This window comes from Pseudomonas sp. NFX224 (assembly GCF_048565165.1).
Taxonomy (GTDB): domain Bacteria; phylum Pseudomonadota; class Gammaproteobacteria; order Pseudomonadales; family Pseudomonadaceae; genus Aquipseudomonas.
The window spans coordinates 5,790,786-5,816,759 of the sequence record NZ_CP183416.1 but is presented as its reverse complement, the minus strand read 5'-3'; the positions used below and the strand labels follow the sequence as shown (position 1 = coordinate 5,816,759).

Below are 25,974 nucleotides of genomic sequence, written 5' to 3'. Positions count from 1 at the left end.
GCCCGCGGGCCGTTTGTATGTTCATGTATCACGGCACCCGCGACCTTTTGGCGCATGACCGGTCGGCCATCGATTAAGCGCCAATGGGCAACAGTTTGTTAACATCCTTGCGCTTTTTTTCGTCTGACCCGTCAGGCACTGTGTTCCATCTGTCGCTACACAGGATGCTTTTTTAATGAGTACGTTGTATTCCCGTCGCACGGTCCTGCAAGGCATGAGTTTGCTGAGCCTTGGCCTGCTCGCCGGCTGCGATGACAGCAGCAAGCTGTCGTTCAAGTACGGCAAGGACCTGAGCGACAAGATCCTGGGTCGTTCCTTCAAGCTCAAGGATACCGAGGGCGAAACCCGGATGCTGGGCAGCTACCAGGGCCTGATGCCGATGATTTTCTTCGGTTTCACCCAATGCCCGGCCGTCTGCCCGACCACGCTGGCCCGCGCCGCCCAGGCGAAAAAACTGATGGGCCGCGATGGCGAGCGCCTGCAGGTGATCTTCATCACCCTCGACCCCGAGCGCGATACACCCGAGCTGCTCGACAAGTACGTCAAGGCTTTCGACCCGAGTTTCGAGGCGCTGTACGGCACGCTGGAAGAAACCGCCGCCACCGCCAAGGAGTTCGGCGTATTCTTCGAGAAGGTTCCGAGCGGCGACACTTACACCCTGTCCCACACCGCCACCAGTTTCGTGTTCGACTCCCGGGGCAATCTGCGCCTGGGCCTGTCCGCGTCCCTTACCGCTCAAGAGTGTGCAGAAGATTTGCTCACCGTCATGGAGGTCTGCTGATGACTTCGTTTTGCGCTGCACGTGTTAAACAAATAGCTTTGGGTCTGTCCCTGATCGGTATGGCGTGGCAGGTCTCAGCGCAAACCCGGGTCGACGATGCCTGGGTCCGCGCGACCGTTGCCGGCCAGCCGTCGAGTGGCGCGTTCATGACCCTCAAGGCCGACACCGACAGCAAGCTGCTGAGCGTTGAGTCGCCGGTGGCCAAGCTGGTGCAGATTCACCAGTCCAGCATGAAAGACGATGTGATGAGCATGCAGCAGGTCGAGTCCGTCGCCTTGCCGGCCGGCAAGGCCGTGAACTTTGATCCCCACGGCTACCACATCATGCTCATGAACCTGACCGGGCAGATCAAGGAAGGCGACAACGTACCGCTGACCCTGACAGTGGAAAACGCCAAGGGCGAGAAAGAGACGATCAGGGTCGAGGCTCCAGCACGCGCCCTCGACACCATGGACCACGGCAGCATGGACCACAGCAAGATGGACCACAGCAAAATGCAATGAGGGTCTGACGGCCTCCCCCACGAGGCCGTTGTTTGATGGGAGTTGCGTAACATGACGACGAACACCGAAACCGCCATTCTGGCCGGCGGCTGCTTCTGGGGCATGCAGGATCTGCTGCGACGCAAACCGGGCGTGATCGCCACGCGGGTCGGTTACTCCGGCGGCGATGTGCCCAATGCCACCTACCGCAACCATGGCACTCACGCTGAGGCGATCGAAATCGTCTTCGACCCGACGCAGATCAGCTATCGGCAGATTCTCGAGTTTTTCTTCCAGATCCACGATCCAAGCACCCAGAATCGCCAGGGCAACGACGTTGGGACCAGTTATCGCTCGGCCATCTATTACCTCAGCGAAGAGCAGAAACGCGTCGCCGAGGACACCGTCGCCGATGTCGACGCTTGCGGTCTGTGGCCCGGCAAAGTGGTCACCGAGATCGAACCTGCGGGGCCGTTCTGGGAAGCGGAGCCCGAGCATCAGGATTATCTGGAACGGCTTCCTGAAGGCTACACCTGCCACTTCATTCGGCCGAACTGGCAGTTACCGAAACGCGGATAATGCCGCGAACACCTCTCCTGTAGGAACTGTCGAGTGAGCGAGGCTGCACTTGCGCCGAGTGCATCCGCCGTTCACTTGCGCTTCGACGCATCGTCCAAAAAGGTGACGCAGTTCGCCTTGTGCACTTTTGGACATCCCAATGCCGTTTGGCGAACTACGCTCAATCAACGGCGGGCAAAGTACTCGCCGGTTCAAAAAAGGCCGATAAAGACAAGGACATACAACCTTGAACATTTCAACCATTTGCTTCTTGGGGAGCTTGATGGTTTCGGCCGGGGCTTTTGCCAATGGAGTTATTCCTGTACTTGAACTGGATTTCACCCGGTCAGCCACGGAAACCCTGAAAAAAAGCGGGATCAACGACGCCTGCATCATCGTCGCCGCCAACCCCGGTGGCTTTTCCTATTGCCGGGAAGGCTCGACAACACTCTGGAAGTATCAGGCACTGGACCTGGAGCAACAGGAGACGTACCTCAAGAGTACCTCGCTGGCTTCGATGGATCAGGGTCGTATCAGCATCGCCGAAATCGACAGCCCAGCCTGCGCGGAAGAACTCCCCCCGCCCTTGATTGACCCGGTCATCCTGCGCGCATCGGTCATCGGCCTTATCGTCCTGTTCATCTTGTTGGGCCTGCGCTACACCTACCGGGCATCCACGGACGATTTCTATACCCCTACTGTGTATTCGGGCACGCATTTAGAACGCCCAACGGGTTCCGGGCACTCCAGCCGCTCGACAGCCAAAGCCTTGGGCGCTTTTGCCGTCGCGGCTGCCGTGGCCTTCGTTTACTTTGGCTACACCATGTTTTGAACCGCCCGGCCGCCGCTGGACAGACTCCACAGGCCTCGCCGAAACAGGCGGGGGTCTTGCTGGCAGCGGCGGTCGCAACGGTGATTGCGTCCGGCATTGCGCCAAATGACCCTGTCGACTGGTGGCTGGAAAATGTGGTGCCCGTGATCGTCATACTCGGTTTGGCTGCCGGCCTGCGACACCGGCGTCTGTCCTGGCAGGCTTATCTGGCGGTTCTTTTACTGCTCGCCATTCACGAACTCGGCGCGCATTTCACCTATGCCAAGGTGCCTTATGAGGAATGGGCTCGCGCCCTCACCGATCACTCGCTCAACGCAGCGCTGGGCTGGAAGCGCAATCAATATGATCGACTGGTGCATTTCAGCTATGGCCTGTTGGTGGTGATCCCGTTGCGGGAAATGCTCAGTCGGCAGGCACCCTTGCGTGGCGGTTGGATATCTGGGACGCGCAGAAAGACATCGCCCTGGCGTTTTTCGGCGCGCTCATCTGCCTGGCATTGCGTGCGATCCTGAGGTTCGGCCGCTGACCGACCGATCAGCAGACCCTCGACAAAAAACTCGAACTCGCCCAATGCGATGGTCTCCAATGTGAAGACACTGGAGGTACGCACCATGAACAACGACCGCGTAAACCCTGCCGATAGCGAAAAACGCCGCGACGCCGAACGTGCGGACGAAACCCTGCCTGCTTCCTCGCCCTCGGACGATGAACCTGAGGTCGATGAATTGACCCGCAAGATCGACGAAATCGAGCGCAAGGTCGCCGACGGCAACTGAATTCCTAGCTACGGCTTTCCTGCAGCAAATGATCCACCACTTGGTACAGGCACTGCTGCGGGTCCGCGCCTTTAGCCATCGCTCGGGCATGGCAAGCCAATTGACGGCCGGCACTGTTTCCGTCGAGCAACAGCGCCTCGGCCTGATCGAACACCTGCCCTTCGCCGATACGTTGCGCGGTGGGTGCCAGCAGTGAGCGGGCCTGATCAAGCCATTGCGCTGCGCTGATCACGCCATCGTGGGTATCGGTGACAAAGCGCCCTTGGGTGCCATGACGCTTGGCCTGCCAGCGGTTTTCCGCCAGCAGCCAGCGCGTTGTGGCGTCGTAGCCGACACCGGGTTTGTCGCAAACAATGGCGAAGGCCGTGATCACCCGGAACAGACTGGCGAGCATCAGCGTGTCGGCAAGGCGAGGACAGGCATCGGTCATGCGCAATTCCAGGGTCGGATAACGGCTGGCAGGCCGCAGCCCCCACCAACCATTGCCGTCCTTTTCAATCACGCCAACGTCGCGCAACACCCTCAAGTAGCGCTGATACTCGTCTTCGTCGGTAAAATATTCGGGGACGCCCATGCGTGGCCAGCCGTCGCAGACGACCTGGCGATAGCTCATGAACCCACTCTCGGCACCCTCCCAGAATGGCGAGGAGCAACTGAGCAAAAGCAGCAGCGGCAGCCAGGGTGCCACTTCGTTCATCACCGCAATACGGTCGATGCCAAGTGGAATTTCCACGTGCACGTGCAGGCCGCACAGGACACTGCGTTGCGCCACCGTCTGGTATTCGGCAAACAGCTGTTCAAAGTGCGGCAAGGCTGTGGCGCGCTGATCACGCCAGTGCGCCAGTGGATGCGTGCCGGCGCAGAGCAGCCCCGAATCGTGCAGTGCCAGCGTGTGGTTCAACCGCGAACGAACACCGCCAAGAAATTCGGCGGCTTCCTCTGTCGCGGCGAACACCGGCGAGGCGACTTCAATCTGGCCCTGGAACATTTCATAGGCGAACCCATGGCCGACAGCCTCGCGGCAATCGCGCAGCAGATCGGCGTCCGGTTGCGCGAGCAATTGCCGGGTTGTCAGGTCCGTCAGGAAGTATTCCTCTTCAATGCCGAATCTGGGTGTCATGTTCATGAGGGGCGCCCGTCAGTGCCGCCGGGTTACGGTGAGCGCCACCACTGCAATCCGTTCGGCACGTTCATATCCGGGCTTGAGCAACTCTTCGCCGAACACGTCAGGGTCCAGTTCGCTATAGGTCCAGCCGAAGGTATCGCCAGTCAGCATCGGCAGCACGGCGTCGAGAAAAGGATCCTGCCCCGCCACCATCGCCACACCGGTGTAGAGCACCAGGCTGCCACCGCTGTCCAGGCGCGGCAACGACTCGCGCACGATGCGCAGCGATAACGCTTCGCCCAACGCACCTCCGCCGTGGCGGTAGGCTCGCTGTTGGCCATCGTTCATATAAGGAGGATTGGCGATGATCAGATCAAACTGGCCCTCGACGCTGCCGAGGATATCGCTGTGGTAAACCGAGACATTGTTGGCACCCGCCAGCTCGGCATTCACCGCTGACAGTCGCAGAGCATTCGGGTTGATATCCACTGCCAGCACCTGGGCGTCATGTCGGGCACGGGCGACGACCAATGCGCCGACACCGGCACCGCATCCGATGTCCACCACGCGCCGTATCGGTTCGAAGTGCTGTTGCAGATGCGCTTCGATCAATTGCGCAAAGCGATAACTGTCAGGGCCGAAGAATACGGAGTCGCTTTGCGTCGTCGGGTACGCCGAGTGAGCGAACAGCAAGCCTTCAAGGCTCGACCAACGCACCGTGCTGCGCCACATCGCGTTGTCCCTTTCGACAATGCCCGCCCGCTCCAGCACCACGAGTTCATCAACCGGAAACAGCGTGTGGTCGAACGGCATTGACCAACCGAACACCTCGCGCCAATCCATCGCCAGCGGTGTGGCAGAGCGCTGAAGGAATGTCTGGTGGGTCAGTGGGGTTGGCGTGACAAAACGATAGTGCTCGGCGCGCAGACGCTTGCCCAAATCCAGCAAGGCCCGATCGGCGATTTGTTGTACTGACATGGGGCGCTCCTTAAGTCAGTGCAAAGAGGTCCGTGCAAAAGAGTTCAGCGCAAACGGGCACGCAATTCGATAAAGCGGCGGGTGGCGAACAATCCGGCCGGGCGATGGTGCCGTTGTGCAGACAGCCAGGGCTTCAGCGCTTCAAGCTGTTGGTGCGGTACCTGATTGTCCAGGCTGTCCCGCAACGTCTTGAGCTCCGGATCATCCGGCGTACTCGAATCGACGCCTGCGCTGTCGTGATCGCGATGCAGTGCCGGACGCTGCTTCGGCGCTTGCCAGTCACCCGCGATCCAGTCGTGGATGAGCTGTTTCTCGTAACCGCTGAACACACCAAACATCGCCGCCGTACTGCCCTCGATCAACTGCCAGAATCGACTTTCATCGGGCGAGCGATGTCGCTTGATCCAGCCTTTGCATTCCATCGCTGCAAGAAAATCCGCGACATGGCCGGGTGACGACAACCACTGGTTGACGGTTTTCCCCTCGAGCCGGCAGTAGTCGGAATGCATGTGCTGGCCGAAGACGCGCTTGCGTTCGAGCATCGCGATGACTTCCCGTTGCAGCTCGAAGCCTTGAATCACCGCTGTCGAACCGAGACCCAGGTCGTTGAGGCGGTAACCCAGCGCAACGCGGCGATAGAAATACTCCCGCCCCTTATCCAGCGGCATCAGTTCAAGCAGCGATTGAACGGCTTTGCGCCCATGGCCGCTGCTGACATTGTCGATCGTCACGTGCAGAGTGAAGTAGTACGGATCGATGCCAAGCTCGCGCAGTTCATAAGCACTGATCAACAGGTGCAAGGGCAGTTGTTCGTAGCCGAGGTTGTAGCCGATCACTTCCGGCATGAAGTCAGTGCCGCAACGTCCCAGCGCCAGTTGAATCGCGCCCTGCAAAAAGTGCTCATCATCCAGGCCTTGCTGATCGTCACAGTTATGTTCAGCCAGCAACGTGCGGTAGATCCGCACATGGTTCTGCCGGGGATCACCCTTGCCCAACTCTTCCAGATAGGTCGTCAGCAGGCCATCGAAGCGATGGTCGCGCCAATGATCCAGAACTCCCTCAAGCCACGCGCCGTCGACCTCTTTGGTCGGCGCCACGCGTTGCAGGAAATACAGTGCGTGGGCCTTGTTAGTAAAATAGCGGCGCCCTGCTCCGTGCTGACGCTCGGCGAGATAACTTGCATAGTCGCGCGCCACGTCGGCGCAATGTTTTTCAGCCCATGACGATAATTGCTCAGGTATGTCGGGCAGGTCGCAAGGGAGCTCGGCTGCACGGGCCAGTTGCTCGCGCAGGAAGGTTTCTGCCCGTTGCGCGGCCTCACAGCCGCTGCTGTACAGCTCGCCATACAGTTCGCGAAAGCCGCCGTCATTGCTGACACCGGCTACCAACGAAGCCGACCCGGAACACGTGTTGAATACCGTCATGGGCAGGCTCCTTTTATCGTCTGTCGTCGGACAGTGGTGTTTGCTCATCAGCCTCCGGAACATCCCTGCCCGCCGGATCGTCCCAATCCTCCGGACGTTGGGAAGCATCCGGATCAGGTCGTGTCAGCGGATCATATTTGCCCGGATCGTTGGGGTTTGCCAGCGGTCCATCGGGCTCCGGTTTGGAAGGCGCAGAACCTTGTGTCTGGTCCTGACGTTGCAGCTTGTCCTGGTAAGTCGAATCGCTAGCCATACCCACCTCTACAACAAAAAGGTCCGGATTTTCCGGGCCGTATTCATTTGAAGAGGCCCTCTTGCAAGCGTGCATTCGAGATGACGAGCGGCGTATCCCGCCGCTCGTCTGTTGCTCCGCACTTTTTCTCTGGCCGATTCTTCCTATGCGTACACCCACTCGCTGCAGAGGCAAGACCATGAATGCCATCGACATCCTCAAAACCGACCATGAACGCGTGAAAGGCATCCTGACCCAACTGAATGATTCCACTGAGCGCGCGGTAAAGAAACGCACTGAATTGGTGGGCAAACTCGAAATGGAAATCATGATTCACACCCGGCTCGAAGAAGAAATTCTCTACCCGGCCTACAAGAAAGCCGGGGGTAAAGAACAGGAAGTCATGTACTACGAGGCGAAGGAAGAACACCGCACCGTCGACTCGCTGGTACTGCCCGACTTGAAGACGACAGACCCGGCAAGTGTCGAGTTTTCCGGGCGCGCAAAAGTGGTCAAGGAGCTGCTTGAACACCACATTGAAGAAGAGGAAACCGAGATGTTTCCTCAGGCCAGAAAGCTGTTGGGCAAGGCCGAACTGGACGAACTGGGCAAGCAAATGGAGTCGATGAAAGCGTCTTTGAAAAAAGAGCTGAACGGCGGGAACATGGCTGCCTGATGGCGCAGACCGCTCATGCTTTACGGCCCCTGAAAAATGAAAACCCGCGATATCCTTCGCGGGTTTTTCGGCTCAGCCTACGGTTGGCGAGTCATGAACCACGCGGGTCCATCAGAGGCGCATGCCGCGCCATCAGTTCGGTCACCCAATCGATGAACACCCGCACCTTGCGGCTGATATGCCGGTTCGGAGGGAACGCCACGAACAACGGCATCGGATCGAGGCGCCAGCCCTCGAACAGCTGCACCAGTTCGCCGCGCGCCAAGTAAGGCCTGGACATGTATTCGGGCAACCAGAGAACGCCCATGCCGGCCAGACCCGCCGCGATGTAAGCGTTTCCATCGTCGACGGCCAGCACATAGCGCCCCTTGATCTCGATACGCTCGCCAGCGTTGCGCATGGCATAAGGCATGGCTTTGCCGGTGCGCGCCCACAGGAACCCGACGATGCGATGCTCGGAATCTTCCAGCTCCCGTGGATGCAATGGCGTGCCGAGACGTTGCAGATAACTCGGCGCGGCAAACACGCCCAACTGCAGGTCACCGACTCGCCGAGCCATCAGTGATTGGTCGGTCAACTCGCCACCGCGCACCACGCAATCGACGTTCTCGTCGATCAGATCGACGATGCGATCGCTGACGCCCATGTCGATCTGGATGTCCGGGTATCGGGCGTGAAACTGCGGCAACGCCGGAACCAGAATCATGCTCGCCAGCGGGCTGGGCACATCCACCCGCAGTCGGCCCCTGGGCACGGTCGATGCATTCGACAGGCTGGTTTCGGCATCGTCCAGGTCAGCCAGCAGTCGCACCACGCGCTCGTAGTAGACGGCGCCGTCGGCGGTGACGTTGACCTTGCGTGTGGTGCGGTTGAGCAATTTCACCCGCAACCGCGTCTCCAGTTGCTGCACCAGTTGGGTGACGCTGGTCTTGCTCATGTGCAGCGTCTCGGCGGCCTTGGTGAAGCTGCCCGCCTCCACCACCCGGGCGAAGGCCTGCATCGCATCGAAACGGTCCATACCTGCCCCAATCGCTCGCGGATTATTTGGTTTTTACAAACAGTGATGGTTGCAGTTGATCGTTTATCGGGCAAGCCCCGGCCCTCTAAAGTGCCTGCATCGTTAATTGCGGGCCGGTCGGCCTGCTGATGGAGGTAGTTATGACCCAGCGTGATGTTGTGTTTCCACCCGGCCGCCAGGCGCTCTACGAGCGTAATCGCTATTCGCCGGCGATCCGTTCCAATGGCTTTTTGTTTGTGTCGGGGCAAGTGGGCAGTACCGACGACGGTTCGCCAGAGCCCGAACTTGATGCCCAGGTCCGGCGGGCGTTCAGCAATCTGAACGGGATTCTGGACGCAGCCGGTTGCAGTTTCGACGATGTGGTGGATGTCACCGTGTTCATCGTCGATCCCGACGCGAAATTCGAGAGGATCTGGAAGGTCGTGTCAGAATTCTGGGGCCAGGCGCCGTATCCGACGGTAACTGCCGTCGGCGTCACCTGGCTCTATGGGTTTGAGTTCGAGATCAAGGTGATCGCCAGGCTCCCGGAAAACGCCGGAAGCTGAGTCGATTGCCGATCACTCCTTCGCCAGTGCGCCGGGCAACGCGGCGCCTTGCTGGAAAATCACGGTTTGCGCTGGCATCGGCGCCGGGAAACCGGCCTCGCCAAGGGCATCCTTGATGATCCGGTTGGTGTCGAAATACACCTGCCAATAGTTTTCGTTATGGCAGTAAGGGCGCACCGCCAACACCGGCCCCACCAGGTTGAACTCGAGAATTTCCACGTCTACCGCCGGGGTTTCGAGCACATTGGGAATGGCGGCGATTTTTTCCTTGAGCAAGGCCGCCGCCGCTTTCCAGTCGGTCGCGCCGGACAGTTGCGCCTTGAGTTCAACGCGGCGGAACGGGTTGTGGGTGAAGTTCTGGATGTTGTCGCTGAAGATCTTGTTGTTGCCGACCAGGGTCAACACGTTATCCGGGGTGTTGATCGCGGTGGCGAACAAGCCGATTTCAGTGACCGTACCCGTCACCCCGCCGGCGCAGATGAAGTCGCCGACCTTGAACGGACGCAGCACGATAATGAACGCACCCGCCGCCAGGTTGGCCAGCAACCCCGACCAGGCCATGCCGATGGCCAGACCGACCGCCGCGAGCAGCGCCGCGAAGGTGGTGGTTTGCATGCCGAGGTAACCGAGGATGGCGATGACCAGGATGATATTCAGCGTCACGGTGATCGCCGAGCCGACATAACGCAGCACGGTCGGGTCGACCTTCTGCTTGCTCAGGGCCTTCTGCACCATCCCGACCGCAAAGCCGATCAGCCAGCGGCCGACGATCCAGAACGCAATGGCAGTCAGCACCTTGACCGCGAAAGCGACACCGTAGGCCTGAACCATGGCAATCAGTGCGTTGAACTTCTCGGTGGTTACGTTAACGATGGTCTCGTCCATGGCAGAGGCTCGCAAATGAGGATTGACCTCAAGACGCTAGCACAGCCTTCGCGGGCTGCCAGTCGGACGGTGTGTTGCCGCTAATCCCACAGGGGATTGGGGTGACGCGGATTTCAGCTTCGACAACGAACCCCTGTAGGCGCGAGCCTGCTCGCGAAGGAGTCGGTTCAGCCAGCATTGATGCTGGATGCTCTGGCCTCATCGCGAGCAGGCTCGCTCCTACAGGGTTTACGCCATTCAGTGAGGCGCGCGGGGAATGGTTTTCAGCAGGTCATCGGGGCTGATGTAGCCGACCACCGGCTGGACGCTGCCCGGTTGTGGCAGGCCAAGGATGTGGCCTTTCATCTTGCCGATGATGTGCATTTCACAAGGCTTGCAGTCGAACTTCAGCGTCAGCACTTCATCGCCGTGGATCAATTGCATCGGCGCAACCTTGGTGCGCACGCCAGTAACGCCCTTGGCCTGTTTCGGACACAGGTTGAAAGAGAAGCGCAGGCAGTGTTTGGTGATCATCACCGGCACTTCGCCCGGTTCCTCGTGGGCCTCGTACGCCGCATCGATCAGCTTGACCCCGTGTCGATGATAGAAATCGCGTGCCTTCTGGTTGTAGACGTTAGCCAGGAACGACAGGTGCGACTCCGGGTACACCGGTGGCGGATTGGTCTCGGCCTTGCGACCACCCCGTGGGTGAGCCAGCAGACGGGTGGCGGTCAGCGCCTCAATCACTTCGCGGCGCAAGGCCTTGAGCTGTGAGTTGGGAATGAAGTACGCCTGCGGGGCATCCAGCCGGGTGTCGGTGGCGTGGTATTCGGTGGTGCCCAGTTGACCGAGCAGGTCGCGCAGTTGCTCCAGCGCCTGCTCCGGCTTGTTGGCCAGACCGAACGGGCCGTCCAGCGCTACGCTGGCACTGACGCCCTCCTCGCTGGTCGCGGTCAGCTCCAGGCGTTCCTCGCGCAAACGGGCCATCCAGGTCAGGCCGATACGACGCTCGGCGGAGGTCTTCTGCAAGGCCTGCTGCCAGTTGTGGTCGAGGTTGCGGTTTAGAGGGTGGTTAGGCCGCAGTTTGTGCAGCCCTTCCGGCATCTCGTTGGGTTCGACGCGGTAGCGATAGCGCTTCTCGCCGTCCTCTTCAAACTCACCCTTGGGCTCGGCGATGTTGGTACGCCAGCCCACCACTTCGCGCTTGACCAGCACATTGAGGCCGTCGCCGTTAGACAGCGGCTCTTGGGTGACCACCAGCAAGTCGCGCTTGCCGACTTTCTCCACCACGCCGACCGGCAGACCGGTGAACGTCGGCGAATCGAACGCACCGATGTCGATCTTGCGCTCGCTGACGAAGTAGTCGGTGCTGCCACGGTGGAAGGTCTTGTCCGGGTCCGGCACGAAGAAATGCGCGGTGCGGCCGCTGGACGCACGGGCCAGGTCCGGACGGTCTTCGAGCACCTCATCGAGACGCTGGCGGTAGTAGGCCGTGATGTTCTTCACATAGCCCATGTCCTTGTAGCGCCCTTCGATCTTGAACGAGCGCACGCCGGCCTCCACCAGGGCGCGGATGTTGGCGCTCTGGTTGTTGTCCTTCATCGACAGCAGGTGTTTTTCGTAGGCGATCACGCCGCCTTTTTCATCCTTGAGGGTGTACGGCAAACGACAGGCCTGGGAGCAATCGCCCCGGTTGGCACTGCGCCCGGTCTGCGCATGGGAAATGTTGCACTGCCCGGAGAACGCCACACACAGCGCGCCGTGGATGAAGAACTCGATCGCCGCGTCGGTCTCGTCGGCGATGGCGCGGATTTCCTGCAGGTTCAGTTCGCGGGCCAGTACCAGTTGCGAGAAACCGGCCTGATCGAGGAACTTCGCCCGCGCCAGGGTACGGATGTCGGTCTGGGTGCTGGCGTGCAGCTCGATCGGCGGGATGTCCAGTTCCATCACGCCCAGGTCCTGGACGATCAGCGCATCGACACCGGCATCGTACAGTTCGTGGATCAGCTTGCGGGCCGGCTCCAGTTCGTTGTCGTGCAGGATAGTGTTGATGGTGGTGAACACCCGCGCGTGGTAACGATGGGCGAACTCGACCAATTGGGCGATATCGCTGACCTCGTTGCAGGCGTTGTGGCGGGCGCCGAAGCTCGGGCCGCCGAGGTACACGGCGTCGGCGCCATGCAGGATGGCCTCGCGGGCGATGGCGACATCGCGGGCAGGGCTGAGCAATTCCAGGTGATGTTTGGGCAGGGACATAATATTTTTTTAGTCAGGCTGTCACGGTCGAGGTGCGCATTGTAGCGGCGAATGGCCTGAGCGGCACCCGTGTGCTGCCGGGTGGCAGCGCGATTGCACGGCCAGTCCGGCAAAAAACCAACGAACAAAATTCCTCGCCGGCCCCTAGAATGTGCAAAACGCGAATAACAAAAGGATCGACCCATGGACCACGTCAACCACATCCTGATCGTCGATGACGATCGCGAAATTCGCGAACTGGTGGGCAACTACCTGAAAAAGAACGGCTTGCGCACCACCATGGTCGCCGACGGCCGGCACATGCGCAATTTTCTGGACACCAACCAGGTCGACCTGATCGTGCTCGACATCATGCTGCCCGGCGATGACGGCCTGGTGCTGTGCCGCGAATTGCGCTCGGGCAAGCACAAAGCCACGCCGATCCTGATGCTCACCGCACGCAACGACGAAACCGACCGCATTCTCGGCCTGGAAATGGGCGCCGACGACTACCTGACCAAACCCTTCGCCGCCCGTGAACTGCTGGCGCGGATCAACGCCGTGCTGCGCCGCACCCGGATGCTGCCGCCCAACCTGCTGGTCACCGAAACCGGCCGTCTGCTCGGTTTCGGCCGCTGGCGCCTGGACACGACCGCCCGTCACCTGCTGGACGAAGACGACACGCTGGTCGCCCTCAGCGGCGCCGAATACCGACTGTTGCGGGTGTTTCTCGATCATCCGCAACGGGTGCTGAGCCGCGACCAGTTACTCAACCTGACTCAGGGCCGCGACGCCGACCTGTTCGACCGTTCCATCGACTTGCTGGTCAGCCGCCTGCGTCAACGGCTGAAGGATGACTCGCGGGAAGCGACCTACATCAAGACCGTGCGCAGCGAAGGCTATGTGTTTTCCTACCCGGTGGAAATGCTCGACGCGTAGGGTTGAAGTTTTTTCCGGGGTTTTGTATCCGTTTGTATAGAAACCCCGCCCGGATACGCAAACGCCGATTTCAAGCGTTTCAGGCACACATCAGCGATACACCCCGGCGTTTAACTGTGAGCACCAGATAGCAGCAGACCACTCACACTTAAGCGCACGGAGAATTACCCATGTTCAACTTCTCGAAAGTTTCGTCCCTGGCACTCGGCCTCGCCCTGGTGGGTGGTCTTGGATTGTCGAACCTGGCATCGGCCAACACCGCGAGCTTGGCCTCGCAAAGCCCGATCCAGGCCCTGCTGGCCGAAGGCGGTTCGGACCGTTTGCAGCAGAATCGCGTCGCCGAGGGTGGCTCCGATCGACTGATCGAGAACCGTGTTGCTGAAGGCGGTTCCGATCGACTGATCCAGAATCGTGTTGCTGAAGGTGGCGCCGATCGTTTGCAGGAGCTGCATGAGCGTGTTGCTTCGATCCCGAGTAATGCAGTGCGCGGCGGAGTAATGGTCGCCGAAAACCGCGCCGAGTTCGGTTCGAAATATCAGCGCTACTGATCGCGATCTCCCTCACAACACAACCCACTGTGGGAGCTCGCTCCTGCAGTTTTTGTGTCAGCCCACTCCCCCGCAATCCTCACATCTGACACAAAAGCCCCGGAGATAGCCCGAGACAGTGGCACTGTGCCTGTACTAAGATCGGCGCTTCACTTCATCAAGGACGATTCATGAAGCGATTTGCCGGTTGCCTGCTGTTTTTCCTGAGTCTGAATACGCTCGCGGCCAACCTGACCCTGCTCACCGACAACCACCCGCCCCTGCATTTCGAGCAAGGTGGCCAACTGGTGGGATTCGGCGTGGACGTGGTGCAAGCACTGGCTGAACGCACCGGCGACCATGTGAATCTGGAGCAACTGCCGTTGTTGCGTGCCTTGCGCATGGCCAACACCGAACCGGGCATCGGGGTGTTTACCGTATTGCGCACCGCTGAACGCGATGACCAATACCAGTGGGTCGGGCCGTTGCTGGAAGTCGAAACCGCGCTGTACTCCGCCGACAGCACCCGACCACCGGTCCACAGTTTGCTGGAGGCCGGCAGACTGGGACGAATAGTCGTGCCGCGCAAATGGCTGGTCTACAGCTACTTGCAGACGCAGGGCCTGACCAACCTGTATGGCGTCGCTACGTCTGAGCAGATGATGCGCCTGGCACGCATGGGCCGCACCGACTTCGTCGTGGCCGATACCCTGTCCATCGCCACCATGGCCCGGGAAGAAGGGTTGGCGCCCAGTCAATTGCACTACCAGATGCCGCTGATGCAGCAAGACAGCTACATCGCCTTCTCGCTGCAAACCGATACGCGCCAGGTCGCGCGCTGGCAGCAGGCGCTGGACGAGATGACCCGCGACGGGCGTCTGGAACAGATCAAACAACGCTGGCTCAGCGACAGCCCGCCCCGCTGAATGCCATCAACACCCTCGATAACGACTATGCGCAAGGGTGTTTTTTCATCAAAGCGCTCCAGCACTACAGTGGCCCCATCTTCTCACCACGCTCTGGAGCAACATCATGAAAAGCATCATCGGTCTCGGTTTCGCCCTCACGGTCCTTGGCGCGACTTCCGCCATCGCCGCACCGCACGCCACTTCGCCAATCGTTGCCGCCGCCAAAACCAGCCAACCGGCAACCCTGAACGTGAACACCGTCGGCATCGACCGTCAGGACAGCCAGAAAGAAAAACTCTATGTCGCGGAAAACCGCCCTGAGTTCGGTTCCAAATATCAGCGTTATTGATCAACGGTCTTGGGCTGTTTGAAACAAGAAACCCCGCCAAAAGCGGGGTTTCTTGCATTTGACGCCGTAGCAGCTGCTACGAAGATTGAAGTGCTGCCAATCGCGCTGCCAAAGCCTTGGCTTGAGTGGCCACATCCGTCACCGCCGTGCTTTCCCACCACATCCCGCGCAACGGCGGGCCCATGGCGAACAAACGGCTTGCGGCCTGACCGTCGGCATCCAGCACCGCACCGTCCGCCTCGGCGGCGATCCCCAGCGCCAACGGCCCTGGCCGGATCAGGCCACGCGCCAGCAATTGTTGTGGCAGCGGTCGTGCAACCCGGCGCCAGTCGTATTCGATGCCGCTGGAATTGATCAACGCCGCGCCACTGACGACAGTGGTTTGTGTCTCGCCGCGACGTCGAATGCGGATACTGACCTCACCGTTCACCGAAGGCTCCAGCCCCTTGAACGACGCAGCCTGAATACGCAAACGCCCTTCCCCGTGCAAGCGTTCCACCAACTCGGCGCTCAACGGTGGCGAGCGGTGGTGATGGCTCTCCCACCATGGCCGCACGTGCCGCACAAACTGCCGACGCTGCACATCGCTGGCCTGATTCCACAAACGACCGATATGCGCTCTCACCGTGTCCAGCGGCGCCTGCCAGTCGATGCCCTGGGCGATGGCGTCGCGGCAATGTCGGCGCAGTTCGCGTACCAGTTGACGAGGGGTGCGAATGCCGTGGTCTTGCGCGAGGAAATCCGTCCAGGCCGGCGGTTGCCGCCGCACATGCGGCAGCAAGCCATGCCGGGAAAACACTTCGATCGGCCCGCGATGCCCGGCCTGTTCCAGCGACACCACGGCATCAACCATGGTCAGCCCGGAGCCGATGATCAAAACCGTCGACTGCGGGTCAAGTTGCCGCATGGCGGTCACATCCCACGGATCAAGCGCCGCCGCGTTCAAACCGCTGGATTCGGTTTGCGGCGTGCGTGCGGCGGGGAACATCCCGGTGGCTAGCACGGCAAATTCGCCCTGCAAACGCTGGCCATCGCTCAAGGTCAACTGCACCGATTGCGCATCGCTTTGCAAATCGACCACCTCGGTCCGCACATGCTCGACCGTCGAACCGTGCACCGCGCCCACCGCCTGCGCTTCAGCCAGACGTTGCTGCACGTACAAACCGAAAATCCCCCTGGGCGGGAACAGTTCGCTGATCGGCACATGCTGCTCATCCGACTCTGGCCAGCCGCCGGCGGCAATGTATTCGGTCAACCATTGGGTCAGGTCATCGGCGTTGTCCGGGTCGACGCTCATGCGCGCTGCATTACCGTTGAGCGTATGGCCCAGCTCCACGGCGCTATAGGCTTCGCCCCGACCCAGTTCGGCGCGCGGTTCGATCACCAGCACGTGGCGCTGGCCCGGCAGGCGCAGCAATTGCGCCGCCAGCATCGCGCCGCTGAGGCCGCCGCCGACGATCAGGATGTCCGCGTGACGGATGGCGCCGGTCGCCTGTCCGCTTTGGGTTTGACTCATGCCGTTCTCACTGATCAATGTTTGCCTGGATAGAAATCATGCAGATCGCCCCGGGGCAACAACTTATCCGCGCTGCCGGACAACACCACCTGGCCGGTGTCGAGCACGTAAGTCGTGGCCGCGCACTTGAGCGCCACATTAATATTTTGCTCGGCAATCAGAAAGCTCACCTGCGCCTCGCGATTGAGCCGGGCGACGATTTCGAAAATCTCCTGGACGATGGTAGGCGCCAAACCCGGCGACTGGTGGTCGACACGGCCCCTGTCAAAAGCGTTATTTACTTTATTTTCAATTAGTTACGTAAATACCCAAGAAACGAATACAGTTTCAATACAGCAACGTGTCTATCCACTGTTGATAGGCCAGCAGTCAGATCACCACATTGCGCACAAACCGCGCCACCACAGGTCCATCGTTGCGATAGGCGTGAGGCTGGTTGCTGGCAAACATATAGAACTCGCCAGCGGCGATATCGTGTGGGGTGTCACCGAGCATCAGGGTCAGGCAGCCTTCGAACACGTAGATCTGTTCGCTCCAGCCATCGGCATCCGGTTGAGATGGGTAGACCTCCCCCGGTTGCAGGCACCATTCCCATTGCTCCACTTCGCGGGTAGCGGTGGCTTTGGACAGCAATACGGCCTTGCTGCCAGGGATCACACCGGCCCAGGCCACTTCGTTGATGCGGCTATGGTCACGGACATCGGGGGCCTGGATCAGGTCGCTGAACGCCACGTCCAACGCTTCGGCCACGCGGTCGAGAGTGGTCAGGCTGACGTTCTTTTCCCCGGCCTCGATAGCCACCAGCATTCGGCGGCTGACGCCGGATTTTTCTGCGAGGCTGGTCTGGCTCATGTCGGCGGCATGACGCAGGCGTCGAACATTCTGGCTGACGTGCTGCAGGACCGAAGCCCGTTGCGTGGAATCTTTGTGCACTATATTGCTCACTGGGTGGTGTTGCGCAGTATACTGCCCAACTTCCGGCGCATTGTGCGTCCCCCCTCAGGCAGTGCGCAAGATCATGACGTCGGTGAACACCTCCCGGACCTCCTCCCGTTTCCTGCAGCTCAGCAAGGCCGAGTGCGTACTGGTGTTGATCACCATGGTCTGGGGCGGGACCTTTTTGCTGGTCCAGCATGCGATGACCGTCAGCGGCCCGATGTTTTTCGTCGGCCTGCGCTTTGCCGCCGCCGCGATCATCGTCGCCCTGTTCTCCTGGCGCAGCCTGCGCGAGCTGACCCTGTTCGAACTCAAGGCCGGTGCCTTTATCGGCGTGGCGATCATGCTCGGCTACGGCTTGCAGACCGTCGGCCTGCAAAGCATTCCCAGCAGCCAGTCGGCGTTTATCACCGCGTTGTACGTGCCCTTCGTGCCGTTGCTGCAATGGGTGGTGCTGGGTCGTCGGCCGGGGCTGATGCCGAGCATCGGGATCATGCTGGCGTTTACCGGGTTGATGCTGCTGTCCGGACCTTCCGGCGCTGCGCTTAACTTCAGCCCCGGTGAAATCGCCACGCTGATCAGCGCGATTGCCATTGCGGCGGAGATCATCCTGATCAGCAACTTTGCCGGTCAGGTCGATGTGAAGCGAGTGACGGTGGTGCAACTGGCGGTGACTTCGGTGCTGTCGTTCCTGATGGTGGTGCCAACCAACGAAGCGATTCCGGATTTTTCCTGGTTGCTGTTGTGCAGTGCCTTGGGTTTGGGCGCCGCGAGCGCGGCGATCCAGGTGGCGATGAACTGGGCGCAGAAGAGTGTTTCGCCGACCCGCGCCACGCTGATTTATGCCGGTGAGCCGGTGTGGGCCGGGATTGTCGGGCGGATCGCCGGGGAACGCTTGCCGGCAATTGCACTGCTGGGGGCGGGATTGATTGTCGCGGCAGTGATTGTCAGCGAGTTGAAGACCAAGGGTAAGGCGGTTGCCGAGGTTGAAGAGTCGCTGGAGCGTGAACGCGGCAATTAAACGGCAAGATCAAAAGATCGCAGTCTTCCGCATCGCCTACATTGAAATGCACACGTTGTAGGCGCTGCCGAAGGCTGCGATCTTTTTCCATACCAGTTGAAACAATGTGAAGCAGGCTTTTTCCGTCTACCTTGTAGGATTCTGCGACAGCTTGGCGTTTGGTGATCCGGGAGCTGGCACGTATGATGCTTCACAAACTTCCGCAGATTAGAAGCCTATGTCCCTGATAGTTCTACTGCTTCTGCCTTTCATAGGCAGCTGTCTGGCAGCGGTGCTGCCACACAATGCGCGTAATACCGAATCACTGCTGGCTGGTCTGGTTGCCTTGATCGGCACCGTCCAGGTCGCCCTCCTGTACCCGCAAATCGCCCACGGCGGCGTGATCCGAGAAGAGTTTTTCTGGCTGCCGAGCCTGGGCCTGAATTTCGTCCTGCGCATGGACGGTTTCGCCTGGCTGTTCTCGATGCTGGTGCTGGGCATCGGCACGCTGGTGTCGCTGTACGCACGGTACTACATGTCGCCGGACGATCCGGTGCCGCGGTTCTTCGCGTTTTTCCTGGCGTTCATGGGCGCCATGCTCGGGCTGGTGATCTCCGGCAACCTGATCCAGATCGTGTTTTTCTGGGAGCTGACCAGCCTCTTCTCGTTCCTGTTGATCGGCTACTGGCACCACCGCGCCGATGCGCGACGCGGTGCGTACATGGCGTTGATGGTCACCGGTGCCGGTGGGTTGTGCCTGCTGGCGGGGGTCATGCTGCTCGGCCATGTGGTTGGCAGCTATGACCTGGACAAGGTCCTGGCCGCCGGCGATCTGATTCGCGCACATGCCCTCTACCCCCTCCTGTTACCCCTGATCCTGATCGGCGCACTGAGCAAAAGTGCGCAATTCCCCTTCCATTTCTGGCTACCCCACGCGATGGCTGCACCGACACCGGTGTCGGCCTATTTGCACTCGGCGACCATGGTCAAGGCCGGGGTGTTTCTGCTGGCGCGACTCTGGCCGTCGCTGTCCGGCAGTGAAGAATGGTTCTACATCGTCAGCGGCGCCGGGGCGTGCACCCTGTTGCTCGGCGCTTATTGCGCGATGTTCCAGAATGACCTCAAGGGCTTGCTGGCCTACTCGACCATCAGCCACCTGGGCCTGATCACCCTGCTGCTCGGTCTGAACAGTCCGCTGGCCGCCGTCGCCGCGGTGTTCCACATCCTCAACCACGCCACGTTCAAGGCCTCGCTGTTCATGGCCGCCGGAATCATCGACCACGAAAGCGGCACCCGCGACATTCGCAAGCTCAGCGGCCTGATCAAGCTGATCCCGTTCACCGCCACCCTCGCCATGGTCGCCAGCGCCTCCATGGCCGGCGTGCCGTTGCTCAACGGCTTCCTGTCGAAAGAGATGTTCTTCGCCGAAACCGTGTTCATCAACGCCACGGCGTGGGTCGAAGCGACCCTGCCGATCGTCGCGACCATCGCCGGGACATTCAGCGTCGCCTACTCCCTGCGTTTCACCGTCGACGTATTCTTCGGCCCGCCTGCCACCGACCTGCCACACACGCCGCACGAACCGCCGCGCTGGATGCGTGCGCCGGTCGAATTGCTGGTGTTCACCTGCCTGGTGGTCGGGATCTTCCCGGCTCAAGTGGTCGGCCCGTTGCTCGCCGCCGCCGCGCTGCCGGTGGTAGGCGGCACACTGCCGCAATACAGCCTGGCGATCTGGCACGGTTTGAACGCGCCGATGATCATGAGCCTGATCGCCATGTCCTGCGGTGTCGTGCTCTATCTGCTGTTGCGTAATCAGTTCAAGCGCGGTCGCTTCAGCCATCCGCCACTGGTGGGCCGACTGAATGGCAAGCGCCTGTTCGAACTCAGCCTGGTGCTCAAGATGCGCCTGGCCCGTCGCCTGTCGCGGCGGATCAGCACCCATCGCCTGCAAACCCAGCTGTTCCTGATGGTGCTCGCCGCCGTACTGGCCGGGTTGATCCCGATGTTGCACAGCAGTCTGAGCTGGGGCGACCGGCCGAAAATTCCGGGCTCGATCGTGTTCGTCATCCTCTGGTTGCTGGCAATTGCCTGCGCCCTCGGCGCGGCTTATCAAGCCAAGTATCACCGGCTCGCGGCCCTGACCATGGTCAGCGTCTGCGGCCTGATGACCTGCGTGACCTTCGTGTGGTTCTCGGCGCCGGACCTGGCCTTGACGCAACTGGTGGTCGAAGTGGTGACCACGGTGCTGATCCTGCTTGGCCTGCGCTGGCTGCCACGACGGATCGAAGAGGTTTCGCCACTGCCGAGCAGCCTGCGCAAGGCGCGCATCCGCCGTATCCGTGACTTGCTGCTGTCGACCGTGGTCGGCGGCGGCATGGCAGTGCTTTCATACGCGATGCTGACGCGCCAGACACCCAACGATATTTCCTCGTTCTACCTCAGCCGCGCGCTTCCCGAAGGCGGCGGCAGCAACGTGGTCAACGTGATGCTGGTGGACTTCCGCGGGTTCGACACCCTCGGCGAAATCACCGTGCTGGCGGCCGTGGCACTGACCGTGTTCGCCCTGCTGCGCCGCTTCCGCCCACCAAAAGAGAGCCTGCAACTGCCGGCCCAGCAGCGTTTGCTTGCGCCCGACGTGGTCACCGACCTGGTCAACCCGCGCCACGCCAGCGATACCGCGCTCGGCTTCATGATGGTCCCGGCGGTGCTGGTGCGCCTGCTGTTGCCGATTGCGCTGGTGGTGTCGTTCTACCTGTTCATGCGCGGGCACAACCAACCGGGCGGCGGCTTTGTCGCCGGGCTGGTGATGTCGGTGGCGTTCATCCTGCAATACATGGTGGCGGGCACTCAGTGGGTCGAGGCGCAAATGAGCCTGCGGCCGCTGCGTTGGATGAGCGTTGGCTTGCTGTTTGCCACGCTCACCGGCCTGGGCGCGATGCTGGTCGGCTATCCGTTCCTGACCACTCACACCTGGCATTTCGACTTGCCGTTGCTGGGCGACATTCACCTCGCCAGCGCACTGTTCTTCGACGTCGGCGTGTACGCAGTGGTGGTCGGTTCGACGCTGTTGATCCTCACCGCCCTCGCCCACCAATCGGTGCGGGGTCACAAAACCGCGTCCCAGCCTAAACCCGTCGCCCTGCAGGAGGCCGTCTGATGGAAGAAGTCATCGCAATCGCCATCGGTGTTCTGGCCGCGTCCGGCGTGTGGCTGATCCTGCGTCCACGGACGTTCCAGGTGGTCATGGGCCTGTGCCTGCTGTCCTACGGCGTCAACCTGTTCATCTTCAGCATGGGCAGCCTGTTCATCGGCAAGGAGCCGATCATCAAGGATGGCGTGCCGCAAGATCTGCTGCATTACACCGATCCGCTCCCGCAAGCGCTGGTGCTGACCGCAATCGTCATCAGCTTTGCCATGACCGCGCTGTTCCTGGTGGTCTTGCTGGCCTCCCGGGGCCTGACCGGCACCGACCATGTGGATGGCCGGGAGCCTAAAGAATGAATGCAATGACGCACCTGATCGCCGCGCCCATCCTGCTGCCGCTGCTGACCGCCGCGATCATGCTGATGCTCGGCGAGAAACACCGCCCGCTCAAAGCCAAAATCAATCTGTTCTCCAGCCTGCTGGGCCTGGGCGTTTCGCTGTTACTGCTGCAATGGACGCAAACCACCGGGGTGCCCGGCTCCATCGGCGTGTACCTGCCGGGCAACTGGCAAGTGCCGTTTGGCCTGGTGCTGGTGGTCGATCGCCTGTCGGCGCTGATGCTGGTGCTGACTGGGATCATCGGTGTCAGCGCCCTGCTGTTCGCCATGGCCCGCTGGGACAGTGCCGGCTCGAGTTTCCATGCGCTGTTCCAGATTCAGTTGATGGGCCTGTATGGCGCGTTCCTGACGGCGGACCTGTTCAACCTGTTCGTGTTCTTCGAAGTGCTGCTCGCCGCATCCTATGGCCTGATGCTGCACGGCTCCGGCCGGGCGCGGGTGTCGTCGGGGCTGCATTACATCTCGATCAACTTGCTGGCATCGACCCTGTTCCTGATTGGCGCGGCACTGATCTACGGCGTCACCGGCACCCTGAACATGGCCGACCTGGCGCTGAAAATCCCGTTGGTGCCGGAAGCCGATCGCGGGCTGTTGCACGCCGGCGCGGGGATTCTCGCGGTGGCGTTCCTGGCCAAGGCCGGGATGTGGCCGCTGAACTTCTGGCTGGTGCCGGCGTACTCCTCCGCAAGCGCGCCGGTGGCGGCGATGTTCGCGATCATGACCAAGGTCGGCATCTATACGCTGCTGCGCCTGTGGACGTTGCTGTTCTCTGGCCAAGCCGGAGCATCGGCGTACTTCGGCGGCGACTGGCTGATTTACGGTGGCATGGCGACCATCGTCTGCGCCGCCGTGGCGACTCTTGCCGCGCAACGCCTGGAGCGCATGGCCAGCCTGAGCATTCTGGTGTCGGCAGGGATTCTGTTGTCGGCCGTGGGTTTCGCCCAGCCCAATCTGATCGGCGCGGCGTTGTTCTATCTGGTCAGCTCGACCCTGGCGCTGAGCGCGCTGTTCCTGCTGGCCGAGTTGATCGAACGCTCACGCTCGGCCAATGAAATTCCGCTGGAAGATGAAAACGAGATGCTGCCACGGCCGCTGGAATCGTTGCATCCGGCCAAGGGCGTCAACCTCGACGACGATCAAAAAGCCGTGGTCGGCCAAGTGATTCCCTGGACCATGGCGTTCCTCGGCTTGAGCTTCATCGCTTGTGCCCTGTTGATCATCGGCATGCCGCCGCTGTCCGGGTTCATCGGCAAACTGAGCCTGCTCAGCGCCCTGCTCAACCCGATGGGCCTGGGCAACAGCGCTGACGCGCCGATCTCGAATGCCGCGTGGGGCTTGCTGGCGCTGCTGATTCTCTCGGGGCTGGCATCGCTGGTAGCCTTTTCGCGTTTGGGCATCCAGCGTTTCTGGACCCCGGCAGAGCGGCCATCGCCGGTGCTGCGACGCCTCGAGTGCGTGCCGATTTTTGCGCTGCTGGGCTTGAGCGTTGCACTGACATTCCAGGCCGAGCCGCTGTTGCGCTACACCCAGGCCGCCGCCAATGCCTTGAACAACCCGCAGCAATACGTGATGGCCGTGCTCGGTACTCGCGCGGTGCCAAGTCCGGAAGCCCGGGCTGCGCTGCAGGAGGTGCAACCATGAAACGCCTGTTTCCTGCGCCTTGGCTGTCGCTGGCGCTGTGGTTGCTGTGGCTGGTGCTGAACCTGTCGATGAGCCCCGGCAACCTGCTGCTGGGTGCTGCACTGGGTTTTTGCGCGCCGTTGATGATGCGCAAGTTGCGCCCGTTGCCGATCCGTATCCGCCGGCCGGGAGTGATCCTGCGCCTGCTCCTGGTGGTCGGTCGCGATGTGCTGGTGTCCAACCTCGCCGTGGCCTGGGGCGTGCTCAACGCTGGCCGCCGCCCACCGCGTTCGCGGTTCATCAAGGTGCCGCTGGACCTGCGCGATGCCAACGGCCTGGCGACACTGTCGATGATCTGCACCGTAGTGCCCGGCACAGTCTGGTCGGAGCTGGCGCTGGACCGCAGCATTTTGTTGGTGCACGTCTTCGATCTGGATGACGAAGCGCTGTTCATTGAACACTTCAAGACGACCTACGAGCGTCCGCTAATGGAGATCTTCGAATGAGCGCCCTGCTGTCGAACGCGATTCTTTTCAGCCTGTTCCTGTTTTCCGTGGCGATGATCCTGACCCTGGTCCGCCTGTTCAAAGGCCCGTCCGCCCAGGACCGGGTCCTGGCGCTGGATTACCTGTACATCATCGCGATGCTGATGATGCTGGCGCTGGGCATTCGCTATGCCAGTGACACGTATTTTGAAGCAGCGCTGCTGATCGCGCTGTTCGGCTTCGTCGGCTCGTTTGCCCTGGCGAAATTCCTGCTGCGCGGCGAGGTGATCGAATGAACGCGGAACTGTCTCTATGGGTGGAAATCCCGGTGGCGATCCTGCTGGTGCTGGGCGGTCTGTTCGCGCTGATCGGCGCCACCGGATTGCTGCGCATGAAGGATTACTTCCAGCGAATGCACCCGCCGGCGCTGGCCTCGACGTTGGGCGCGTGGTGTGTGGCGCTGGCTTCGATCATCTACTTTTCGGCACTCAAGTCCGGTCCGGTGTTGCATGCCTGGCTGATTCCGATTTTGCTGGCGATTACGGTTCCGGTGACTACTTTGCTATTGGCGCGGGCGGCGCTTTTTCGTAAGCGCATGGCGGGGGACGATGTGCCGGCCGAGGTGAGTAGTCGGCGGACTGAGAGCGGTAGCTAACCAATAGATCAAACCCAGGCCACCGCCAACAATCCACTCCCCAACACCACACACAACGGCGAATACACCCAGGTATCCCACTGGGCAAACCTGGAGCCTTTGATCTCCTTGAAAAACCCCACCAGTTCCGAATCGCCAATCGCCCGGGCGAACAACAGAAGCGCGATGGCGCTGATCACCCACTGCAGCACTTGATGATGCACCTGCGGTAGCCACCAGCCGACCCGCAAACACACCAACAGGGCGATTGTCAGCAAGGCAGCCGCCACCAGCAGCGTGAGCCAGCCTCGCGGTTTGAAAGCCGGGCGCAGTTGCGTGCCGCCTTCTTGCGGCACTTGAGGAACGGCCGCTACGGCAGCCCATTCGCCACCCAGCGCCCAATAAACGTGAACCAGAGCAATCGCCGCAAATATCGTCACCAGCCATTGAGCCAACGCAAAGGTCATGGTTGAAGATCCTTGAAAGGGATTTGGTCAAATCATCCTAGTCGGCATTTTTTGAAGTGCACGACCGGTCGGCGGTGGAGTAAAGTGCCACCCCATGAAATTCTCCCGTACCGATCGCTCACTGCTGGCCTGGACGCTCTACTGCTGCGTTCTGTTCAACGTGTTCGCCTGCAGCATCGGTCACGGGCAAATGGTTGGATTACAGCTCAACGGTATCGGTGGCCAGTTCTGTACGGTCGATCCGACCACCCAGGCACCGGCCTCGACCAACTCCTCCGAAGAAAAACTGCCGACCCTGTCCAAGGCTTTCGGCTGTCCGCTGTGTTCCACCGGCGGCATGGGCCCGGCCTTCAACTCCAGCCTGACCCTGGCGATTCTGCCCGAGCAACACAGCCCGCCATTGGCGCCGATCGCCAGTGCCGACCTCCCTGCCCGCTTCACCTGGCCCTCGGCCAATCCGCGCGCTCCGCCGCTCGCCTGAGTTTCTTCGCCTTTTCCGATCAGCCCACTTCGCCAACGCGTGGCGTTCGCTTGTGCGCTGTCTG

General features: G+C 60.9%; 29 protein-coding genes and 2 pseudogenes. 20 read left to right on the top strand and 11 right to left on the bottom strand.

Translation table 11 applies throughout. The features are described 5' to 3' along the window. The first annotated feature begins 175 nt into the window (after positions 1-175). From ACNYC6_RS26650 to ACNYC6_RS26625, 6 genes are all read left to right on the top strand, one after another. Positions 176-781 carry an SCO family protein gene (locus tag ACNYC6_RS26650; protein ID WP_419709899.1) on the top strand — a complete coding sequence of 202 codons (606 nt, stop codon included), beginning with the start codon at positions 176-178 and terminating at the stop codon, positions 779-781. After that, complete coding sequence (locus tag ACNYC6_RS26645; RefSeq protein ID WP_419709898.1) at positions 781-1,284, top strand: copper chaperone PCu(A)C; 504 nt, start codon at positions 781-783, stop codon at positions 1,282-1,284. The genes ACNYC6_RS26650 and ACNYC6_RS26645 overlap by 1 nt, the downstream gene beginning before the upstream one ends. Before the next feature lie 51 nt (positions 1,285-1,335). Then, positions 1,336-1,842, top strand: coding sequence for a peptide-methionine (S)-S-oxide reductase MsrA (gene msrA / locus ACNYC6_RS26640; RefSeq protein ID WP_419709897.1), 507 nt, complete (start codon positions 1,336-1,338; stop codon positions 1,840-1,842). 226 nt (positions 1,843-2,068) lie between these two features. Then, positions 2,069-2,653 (top strand): hypothetical protein, encoded by a 585-nt coding sequence (locus tag ACNYC6_RS26635; protein WP_419709896.1) that lies wholly within the window; start codon positions 2,069-2,071, stop codon positions 2,651-2,653. Positions 2,654-2,709: 56 nt separating this feature from the next. Then, on the top strand, positions 2,710-3,165 hold the full coding sequence (locus ACNYC6_RS26630) for a DUF2238 domain-containing protein (protein ID WP_419709895.1): 456 nt from the start codon (positions 2,710-2,712) through the stop codon (positions 3,163-3,165). Positions 3,166-3,264: 99 nt separating this feature from the next. Further along, complete coding sequence (locus ACNYC6_RS26625) at positions 3,265-3,429, top strand: hypothetical protein (RefSeq protein WP_419709894.1); 165 nt, start codon at positions 3,265-3,267, stop codon at positions 3,427-3,429. 4 nt (positions 3,430-3,433) lie between these two features. Here ACNYC6_RS26625 and ACNYC6_RS26620 read toward each other — a convergent pair whose 3' ends face one another. The 4 genes from ACNYC6_RS26620 to ACNYC6_RS26605 are packed head-to-tail and all read right to left on the bottom strand — an operon-like array spanning position 3,434 to position 7,189. Then, entirely contained in the window at positions 3,434-4,555 is a 1,122-nt protein-coding gene (locus ACNYC6_RS26620) for a carboxylate-amine ligase (protein ID WP_419709893.1), read from the bottom strand. A gap of 12 nt (positions 4,556-4,567) precedes the next feature. Continuing rightward, positions 4,568-5,512, bottom strand: coding sequence for a methyltransferase (locus ACNYC6_RS26615; RefSeq protein ID WP_419709892.1), 945 nt, complete (start codon positions 5,510-5,512; stop codon positions 4,568-4,570). Between the two features lie 44 nt (positions 5,513-5,556). After that, the gene (locus tag ACNYC6_RS26610; protein WP_419709891.1) at positions 5,557-6,936 is read right to left on the bottom strand and encodes an iron-containing redox enzyme family protein; all 1,380 of its coding nucleotides are present in this window, start codon (positions 6,934-6,936) and stop codon (positions 5,557-5,559) included. A gap of 13 nt (positions 6,937-6,949) precedes the next feature. Further along, on the bottom strand, positions 6,950-7,189 hold the full coding sequence (locus ACNYC6_RS26605; protein WP_419709890.1) for a hypothetical protein: 240 nt from the start codon (positions 7,187-7,189) through the stop codon (positions 6,950-6,952). 178 nt (positions 7,190-7,367) lie between these two features. Here ACNYC6_RS26605 and ACNYC6_RS26600 point away from each other — a divergent pair, with 178 nt between their 5' ends. Next, complete coding sequence (locus tag ACNYC6_RS26600) at positions 7,368-7,844, top strand: hemerythrin domain-containing protein (RefSeq protein ID WP_419709889.1); 477 nt, start codon at positions 7,368-7,370, stop codon at positions 7,842-7,844. 91 nt (positions 7,845-7,935) lie between these two features. Here ACNYC6_RS26600 and ACNYC6_RS26595 read toward each other — a convergent pair whose 3' ends face one another. Then, the gene (locus tag ACNYC6_RS26595; RefSeq protein WP_419709888.1) at positions 7,936-8,862 is read right to left on the bottom strand and encodes a LysR substrate-binding domain-containing protein; all 927 of its coding nucleotides are present in this window, start codon (positions 8,860-8,862) and stop codon (positions 7,936-7,938) included. Positions 8,863-9,002: 140 nt separating this feature from the next. Here ACNYC6_RS26595 and ACNYC6_RS26590 point away from each other — a divergent pair, with 140 nt between their 5' ends. Beyond that, on the top strand, positions 9,003-9,407 hold the full coding sequence (locus ACNYC6_RS26590) for a RidA family protein (protein ID WP_419709887.1): 405 nt from the start codon (positions 9,003-9,005) through the stop codon (positions 9,405-9,407). 12 nt (positions 9,408-9,419) lie between these two features. Here the strand turns inward: ACNYC6_RS26590 and ACNYC6_RS26585 are convergent, their stop codons facing one another. Next, complete coding sequence (locus ACNYC6_RS26585; protein ID WP_419709886.1) at positions 9,420-10,292, bottom strand: mechanosensitive ion channel family protein; 873 nt, start codon at positions 10,290-10,292, stop codon at positions 9,420-9,422. Between the two features lie 237 nt (positions 10,293-10,529). Beyond that, positions 10,530-12,527: a peptidase U32 family protein gene (locus ACNYC6_RS26580; RefSeq protein WP_419709885.1), complete on the bottom strand. Its 1,998-nt coding sequence runs from the start codon at positions 12,525-12,527 to the stop codon at positions 10,530-10,532. Positions 12,528-12,710: 183 nt separating this feature from the next. On the opposite strand from ACNYC6_RS26580, the gene ACNYC6_RS26575 reads away from it, so the two are divergent. The 4 genes from ACNYC6_RS26575 (at position 12,711) to ACNYC6_RS26560 (ending at position 15,229) form a co-directional block, all read left to right on the top strand. Beyond that, entirely contained in the window at positions 12,711-13,445 is a 735-nt protein-coding gene (locus ACNYC6_RS26575) for a response regulator (RefSeq protein WP_419709884.1), read from the top strand. Positions 13,446-13,615: 170 nt separating this feature from the next. Beyond that, entirely contained in the window at positions 13,616-13,993 is a 378-nt protein-coding gene (locus ACNYC6_RS26570) for a hypothetical protein (RefSeq protein ID WP_419709883.1), read from the top strand. Positions 13,994-14,163: 170 nt separating this feature from the next. Further along, positions 14,164-14,898 (top strand): substrate-binding periplasmic protein, encoded by a 735-nt coding sequence (locus tag ACNYC6_RS26565; RefSeq protein ID WP_419709882.1) that lies wholly within the window; start codon positions 14,164-14,166, stop codon positions 14,896-14,898. Between the two features lie 106 nt (positions 14,899-15,004). Next, positions 15,005-15,229 (top strand): hypothetical protein, encoded by a 225-nt coding sequence (locus tag ACNYC6_RS26560; protein ID WP_419709881.1) that lies wholly within the window; start codon positions 15,005-15,007, stop codon positions 15,227-15,229. Between the two features lie 76 nt (positions 15,230-15,305). Here the strand turns inward: ACNYC6_RS26560 and ACNYC6_RS26555 are convergent, their stop codons facing one another. The 3 genes and pseudogenes from ACNYC6_RS26555 to ACNYC6_RS26545 all read right to left on the bottom strand — a co-directional run bounded on the left by ACNYC6_RS26555 (position 15,306) and on the right by ACNYC6_RS26545 (position 17,678). Further along, on the bottom strand, positions 15,306-16,745 hold the full coding sequence (locus tag ACNYC6_RS26555; protein WP_419709880.1) for an FAD/NAD(P)-binding protein: 1,440 nt from the start codon (positions 16,743-16,745) through the stop codon (positions 15,306-15,308). Positions 16,746-16,759: 14 nt separating this feature from the next. After that, positions 16,760-16,999, bottom strand: a pseudogene (locus tag ACNYC6_RS26550) (ABC transporter ATP-binding protein); the annotation flags it as partial. A 115-nt stretch (positions 17,000-17,114) separates the two neighbouring features. Further along, on the bottom strand, positions 17,115-17,678 hold the full coding sequence (locus tag ACNYC6_RS26545) for a helix-turn-helix domain-containing protein (protein ID WP_419709879.1): 564 nt from the start codon (positions 17,676-17,678) through the stop codon (positions 17,115-17,117). On the opposite strand from ACNYC6_RS26545, the pseudogene ACNYC6_RS26540 reads away from it, so the two are divergent. The 7 genes and pseudogenes from ACNYC6_RS26540 (at position 17,673) to ACNYC6_RS26510 (ending at position 24,983) form a co-directional block, all read left to right on the top strand. Next, a pseudogene (locus ACNYC6_RS26540) lies at positions 17,673-18,702 on the top strand (DMT family transporter). The gene ACNYC6_RS26545 and the pseudogene ACNYC6_RS26540 overlap by 6 nt on opposite strands. 217 nt (positions 18,703-18,919) lie before the next feature. Continuing rightward, complete coding sequence (locus ACNYC6_RS26535; protein ID WP_419709878.1) at positions 18,920-21,838, top strand: monovalent cation/H+ antiporter subunit A; 2,919 nt, start codon at positions 18,920-18,922, stop codon at positions 21,836-21,838. After that, a complete protein-coding gene (locus tag ACNYC6_RS26530) occupies positions 21,838-22,182 on the top strand; it encodes a Na+/H+ antiporter subunit C (RefSeq protein WP_007986256.1) in 345 nt (114 codons plus the stop codon). The genes ACNYC6_RS26535 and ACNYC6_RS26530 overlap by 1 nt, the downstream gene beginning before the upstream one ends. Then, on the top strand, positions 22,179-23,864 hold the full coding sequence (locus ACNYC6_RS26525; protein WP_419709877.1) for a monovalent cation/H+ antiporter subunit D: 1,686 nt from the start codon (positions 22,179-22,181) through the stop codon (positions 23,862-23,864). Before ACNYC6_RS26530 ends, ACNYC6_RS26525 begins: the two co-directional genes overlap by 4 nt. After that, positions 23,861-24,349 (top strand): Na+/H+ antiporter subunit E, encoded by a 489-nt coding sequence (locus ACNYC6_RS26520; RefSeq protein WP_419709876.1) that lies wholly within the window; start codon positions 23,861-23,863, stop codon positions 24,347-24,349. Before ACNYC6_RS26525 ends, ACNYC6_RS26520 begins: the two co-directional genes overlap by 4 nt. Then, positions 24,346-24,624, top strand: a complete 279-nt coding sequence (locus ACNYC6_RS26515; protein ID WP_419709875.1) for a K+/H+ antiporter subunit F — start codon at positions 24,346-24,348, stop codon at positions 24,622-24,624. Before ACNYC6_RS26520 ends, ACNYC6_RS26515 begins: the two co-directional genes overlap by 4 nt. Then, complete coding sequence (locus ACNYC6_RS26510) at positions 24,621-24,983, top strand: Na+/H+ antiporter subunit G (RefSeq protein ID WP_338586138.1); 363 nt, start codon at positions 24,621-24,623, stop codon at positions 24,981-24,983. Before ACNYC6_RS26515 ends, ACNYC6_RS26510 begins: the two co-directional genes overlap by 4 nt. An 8-nt stretch (positions 24,984-24,991) precedes the next feature. Here ACNYC6_RS26510 and ACNYC6_RS26505 read toward each other — a convergent pair whose 3' ends face one another. Beyond that, a complete protein-coding gene (locus ACNYC6_RS26505; RefSeq protein ID WP_419709874.1) occupies positions 24,992-25,429 on the bottom strand; it encodes a DUF3995 domain-containing protein in 438 nt (145 codons plus the stop codon). Between the two features lie 94 nt (positions 25,430-25,523). Between ACNYC6_RS26505 and ACNYC6_RS26500 the strand changes: the two genes are divergently transcribed. Beyond that, a complete protein-coding gene (locus tag ACNYC6_RS26500; RefSeq protein ID WP_419709873.1) occupies positions 25,524-25,910 on the top strand; it encodes a DUF2946 domain-containing protein in 387 nt (128 codons plus the stop codon). The last annotated feature ends 64 nt before the right edge of the window (positions 25,911-25,974 follow it).

Bases quoted from the DNA above. Each gene is read 5' to 3' on its own strand.
- ACNYC6_RS26650 (WP_419709899.1), top strand. From the start codon at position 176: ATGAGTACGTTGTATTCCCGTCGCACGGTCCTGCAAGGCATGAGTTTG.
- ACNYC6_RS26645 (WP_419709898.1), top strand. From the start codon at position 781: ATGACTTCGTTTTGCGCTGCACGTGTTAAACAAATAGCTTTGGGTCTG.
- msrA (WP_419709897.1), top strand. From the start codon at position 1,336: ATGACGACGAACACCGAAACCGCCATTCTGGCCGGCGGCTGCTTCTGG.
- ACNYC6_RS26625 (WP_419709894.1), top strand. From the start codon at position 3,265: ATGAACAACGACCGCGTAAACCCTGCCGATAGCGAAAAACGCCGCGAC.
- ACNYC6_RS26620 (WP_419709893.1), bottom strand. From the start codon at position 4,555: ATGAACATGACACCCAGATTCGGCATTGAAGAGGAATACTTCCTGACG.
- ACNYC6_RS26615 (WP_419709892.1), bottom strand. From the start codon at position 5,512: ATGTCAGTACAACAAATCGCCGATCGGGCCTTGCTGGATTTGGGCAAG.
- ACNYC6_RS26610 (WP_419709891.1), bottom strand. From the start codon at position 6,936: ATGACGGTATTCAACACGTGTTCCGGGTCGGCTTCGTTGGTAGCCGGT.
- ACNYC6_RS26605 (WP_419709890.1), bottom strand. From the start codon at position 7,189: ATGGCTAGCGATTCGACTTACCAGGACAAGCTGCAACGTCAGGACCAG.
- ACNYC6_RS26600 (WP_419709889.1), top strand. From the start codon at position 7,368: ATGAATGCCATCGACATCCTCAAAACCGACCATGAACGCGTGAAAGGC.
- ACNYC6_RS26595 (WP_419709888.1), bottom strand. From the start codon at position 8,862: ATGGACCGTTTCGATGCGATGCAGGCCTTCGCCCGGGTGGTGGAGGCG.
- ACNYC6_RS26590 (WP_419709887.1), top strand. From the start codon at position 9,003: ATGACCCAGCGTGATGTTGTGTTTCCACCCGGCCGCCAGGCGCTCTAC.
- ACNYC6_RS26585 (WP_419709886.1), bottom strand. From the start codon at position 10,292: ATGGACGAGACCATCGTTAACGTAACCACCGAGAAGTTCAACGCACTG.
- ACNYC6_RS26580 (WP_419709885.1), bottom strand. From the start codon at position 12,527: ATGTCCCTGCCCAAACATCACCTGGAATTGCTCAGCCCTGCCCGCGAT.
- ACNYC6_RS26575 (WP_419709884.1), top strand. From the start codon at position 12,711: ATGGACCACGTCAACCACATCCTGATCGTCGATGACGATCGCGAAATT.
- ACNYC6_RS26570 (WP_419709883.1), top strand. From the start codon at position 13,616: ATGTTCAACTTCTCGAAAGTTTCGTCCCTGGCACTCGGCCTCGCCCTG.
- ACNYC6_RS26565 (WP_419709882.1), top strand. From the start codon at position 14,164: ATGAAGCGATTTGCCGGTTGCCTGCTGTTTTTCCTGAGTCTGAATACG.
- ACNYC6_RS26560 (WP_419709881.1), top strand. From the start codon at position 15,005: ATGAAAAGCATCATCGGTCTCGGTTTCGCCCTCACGGTCCTTGGCGCG.
- ACNYC6_RS26555 (WP_419709880.1), bottom strand. From the start codon at position 16,745: ATGAGTCAAACCCAAAGCGGACAGGCGACCGGCGCCATCCGTCACGCG.
- ACNYC6_RS26535 (WP_419709878.1), top strand. From the start codon at position 18,920: ATGTCCCTGATAGTTCTACTGCTTCTGCCTTTCATAGGCAGCTGTCTG.
- ACNYC6_RS26530 (WP_007986256.1), top strand. From the start codon at position 21,838: ATGGAAGAAGTCATCGCAATCGCCATCGGTGTTCTGGCCGCGTCCGGC.
- ACNYC6_RS26525 (WP_419709877.1), top strand. From the start codon at position 22,179: ATGAATGCAATGACGCACCTGATCGCCGCGCCCATCCTGCTGCCGCTG.
- ACNYC6_RS26520 (WP_419709876.1), top strand. From the start codon at position 23,861: ATGAAACGCCTGTTTCCTGCGCCTTGGCTGTCGCTGGCGCTGTGGTTG.
- ACNYC6_RS26515 (WP_419709875.1), top strand. From the start codon at position 24,346: ATGAGCGCCCTGCTGTCGAACGCGATTCTTTTCAGCCTGTTCCTGTTT.
- ACNYC6_RS26510 (WP_338586138.1), top strand. From the start codon at position 24,621: ATGAACGCGGAACTGTCTCTATGGGTGGAAATCCCGGTGGCGATCCTG.
- ACNYC6_RS26505 (WP_419709874.1), bottom strand. From the start codon at position 25,429: ATGACCTTTGCGTTGGCTCAATGGCTGGTGACGATATTTGCGGCGATT.
- ACNYC6_RS26500 (WP_419709873.1), top strand. From the start codon at position 25,524: ATGAAATTCTCCCGTACCGATCGCTCACTGCTGGCCTGGACGCTCTAC.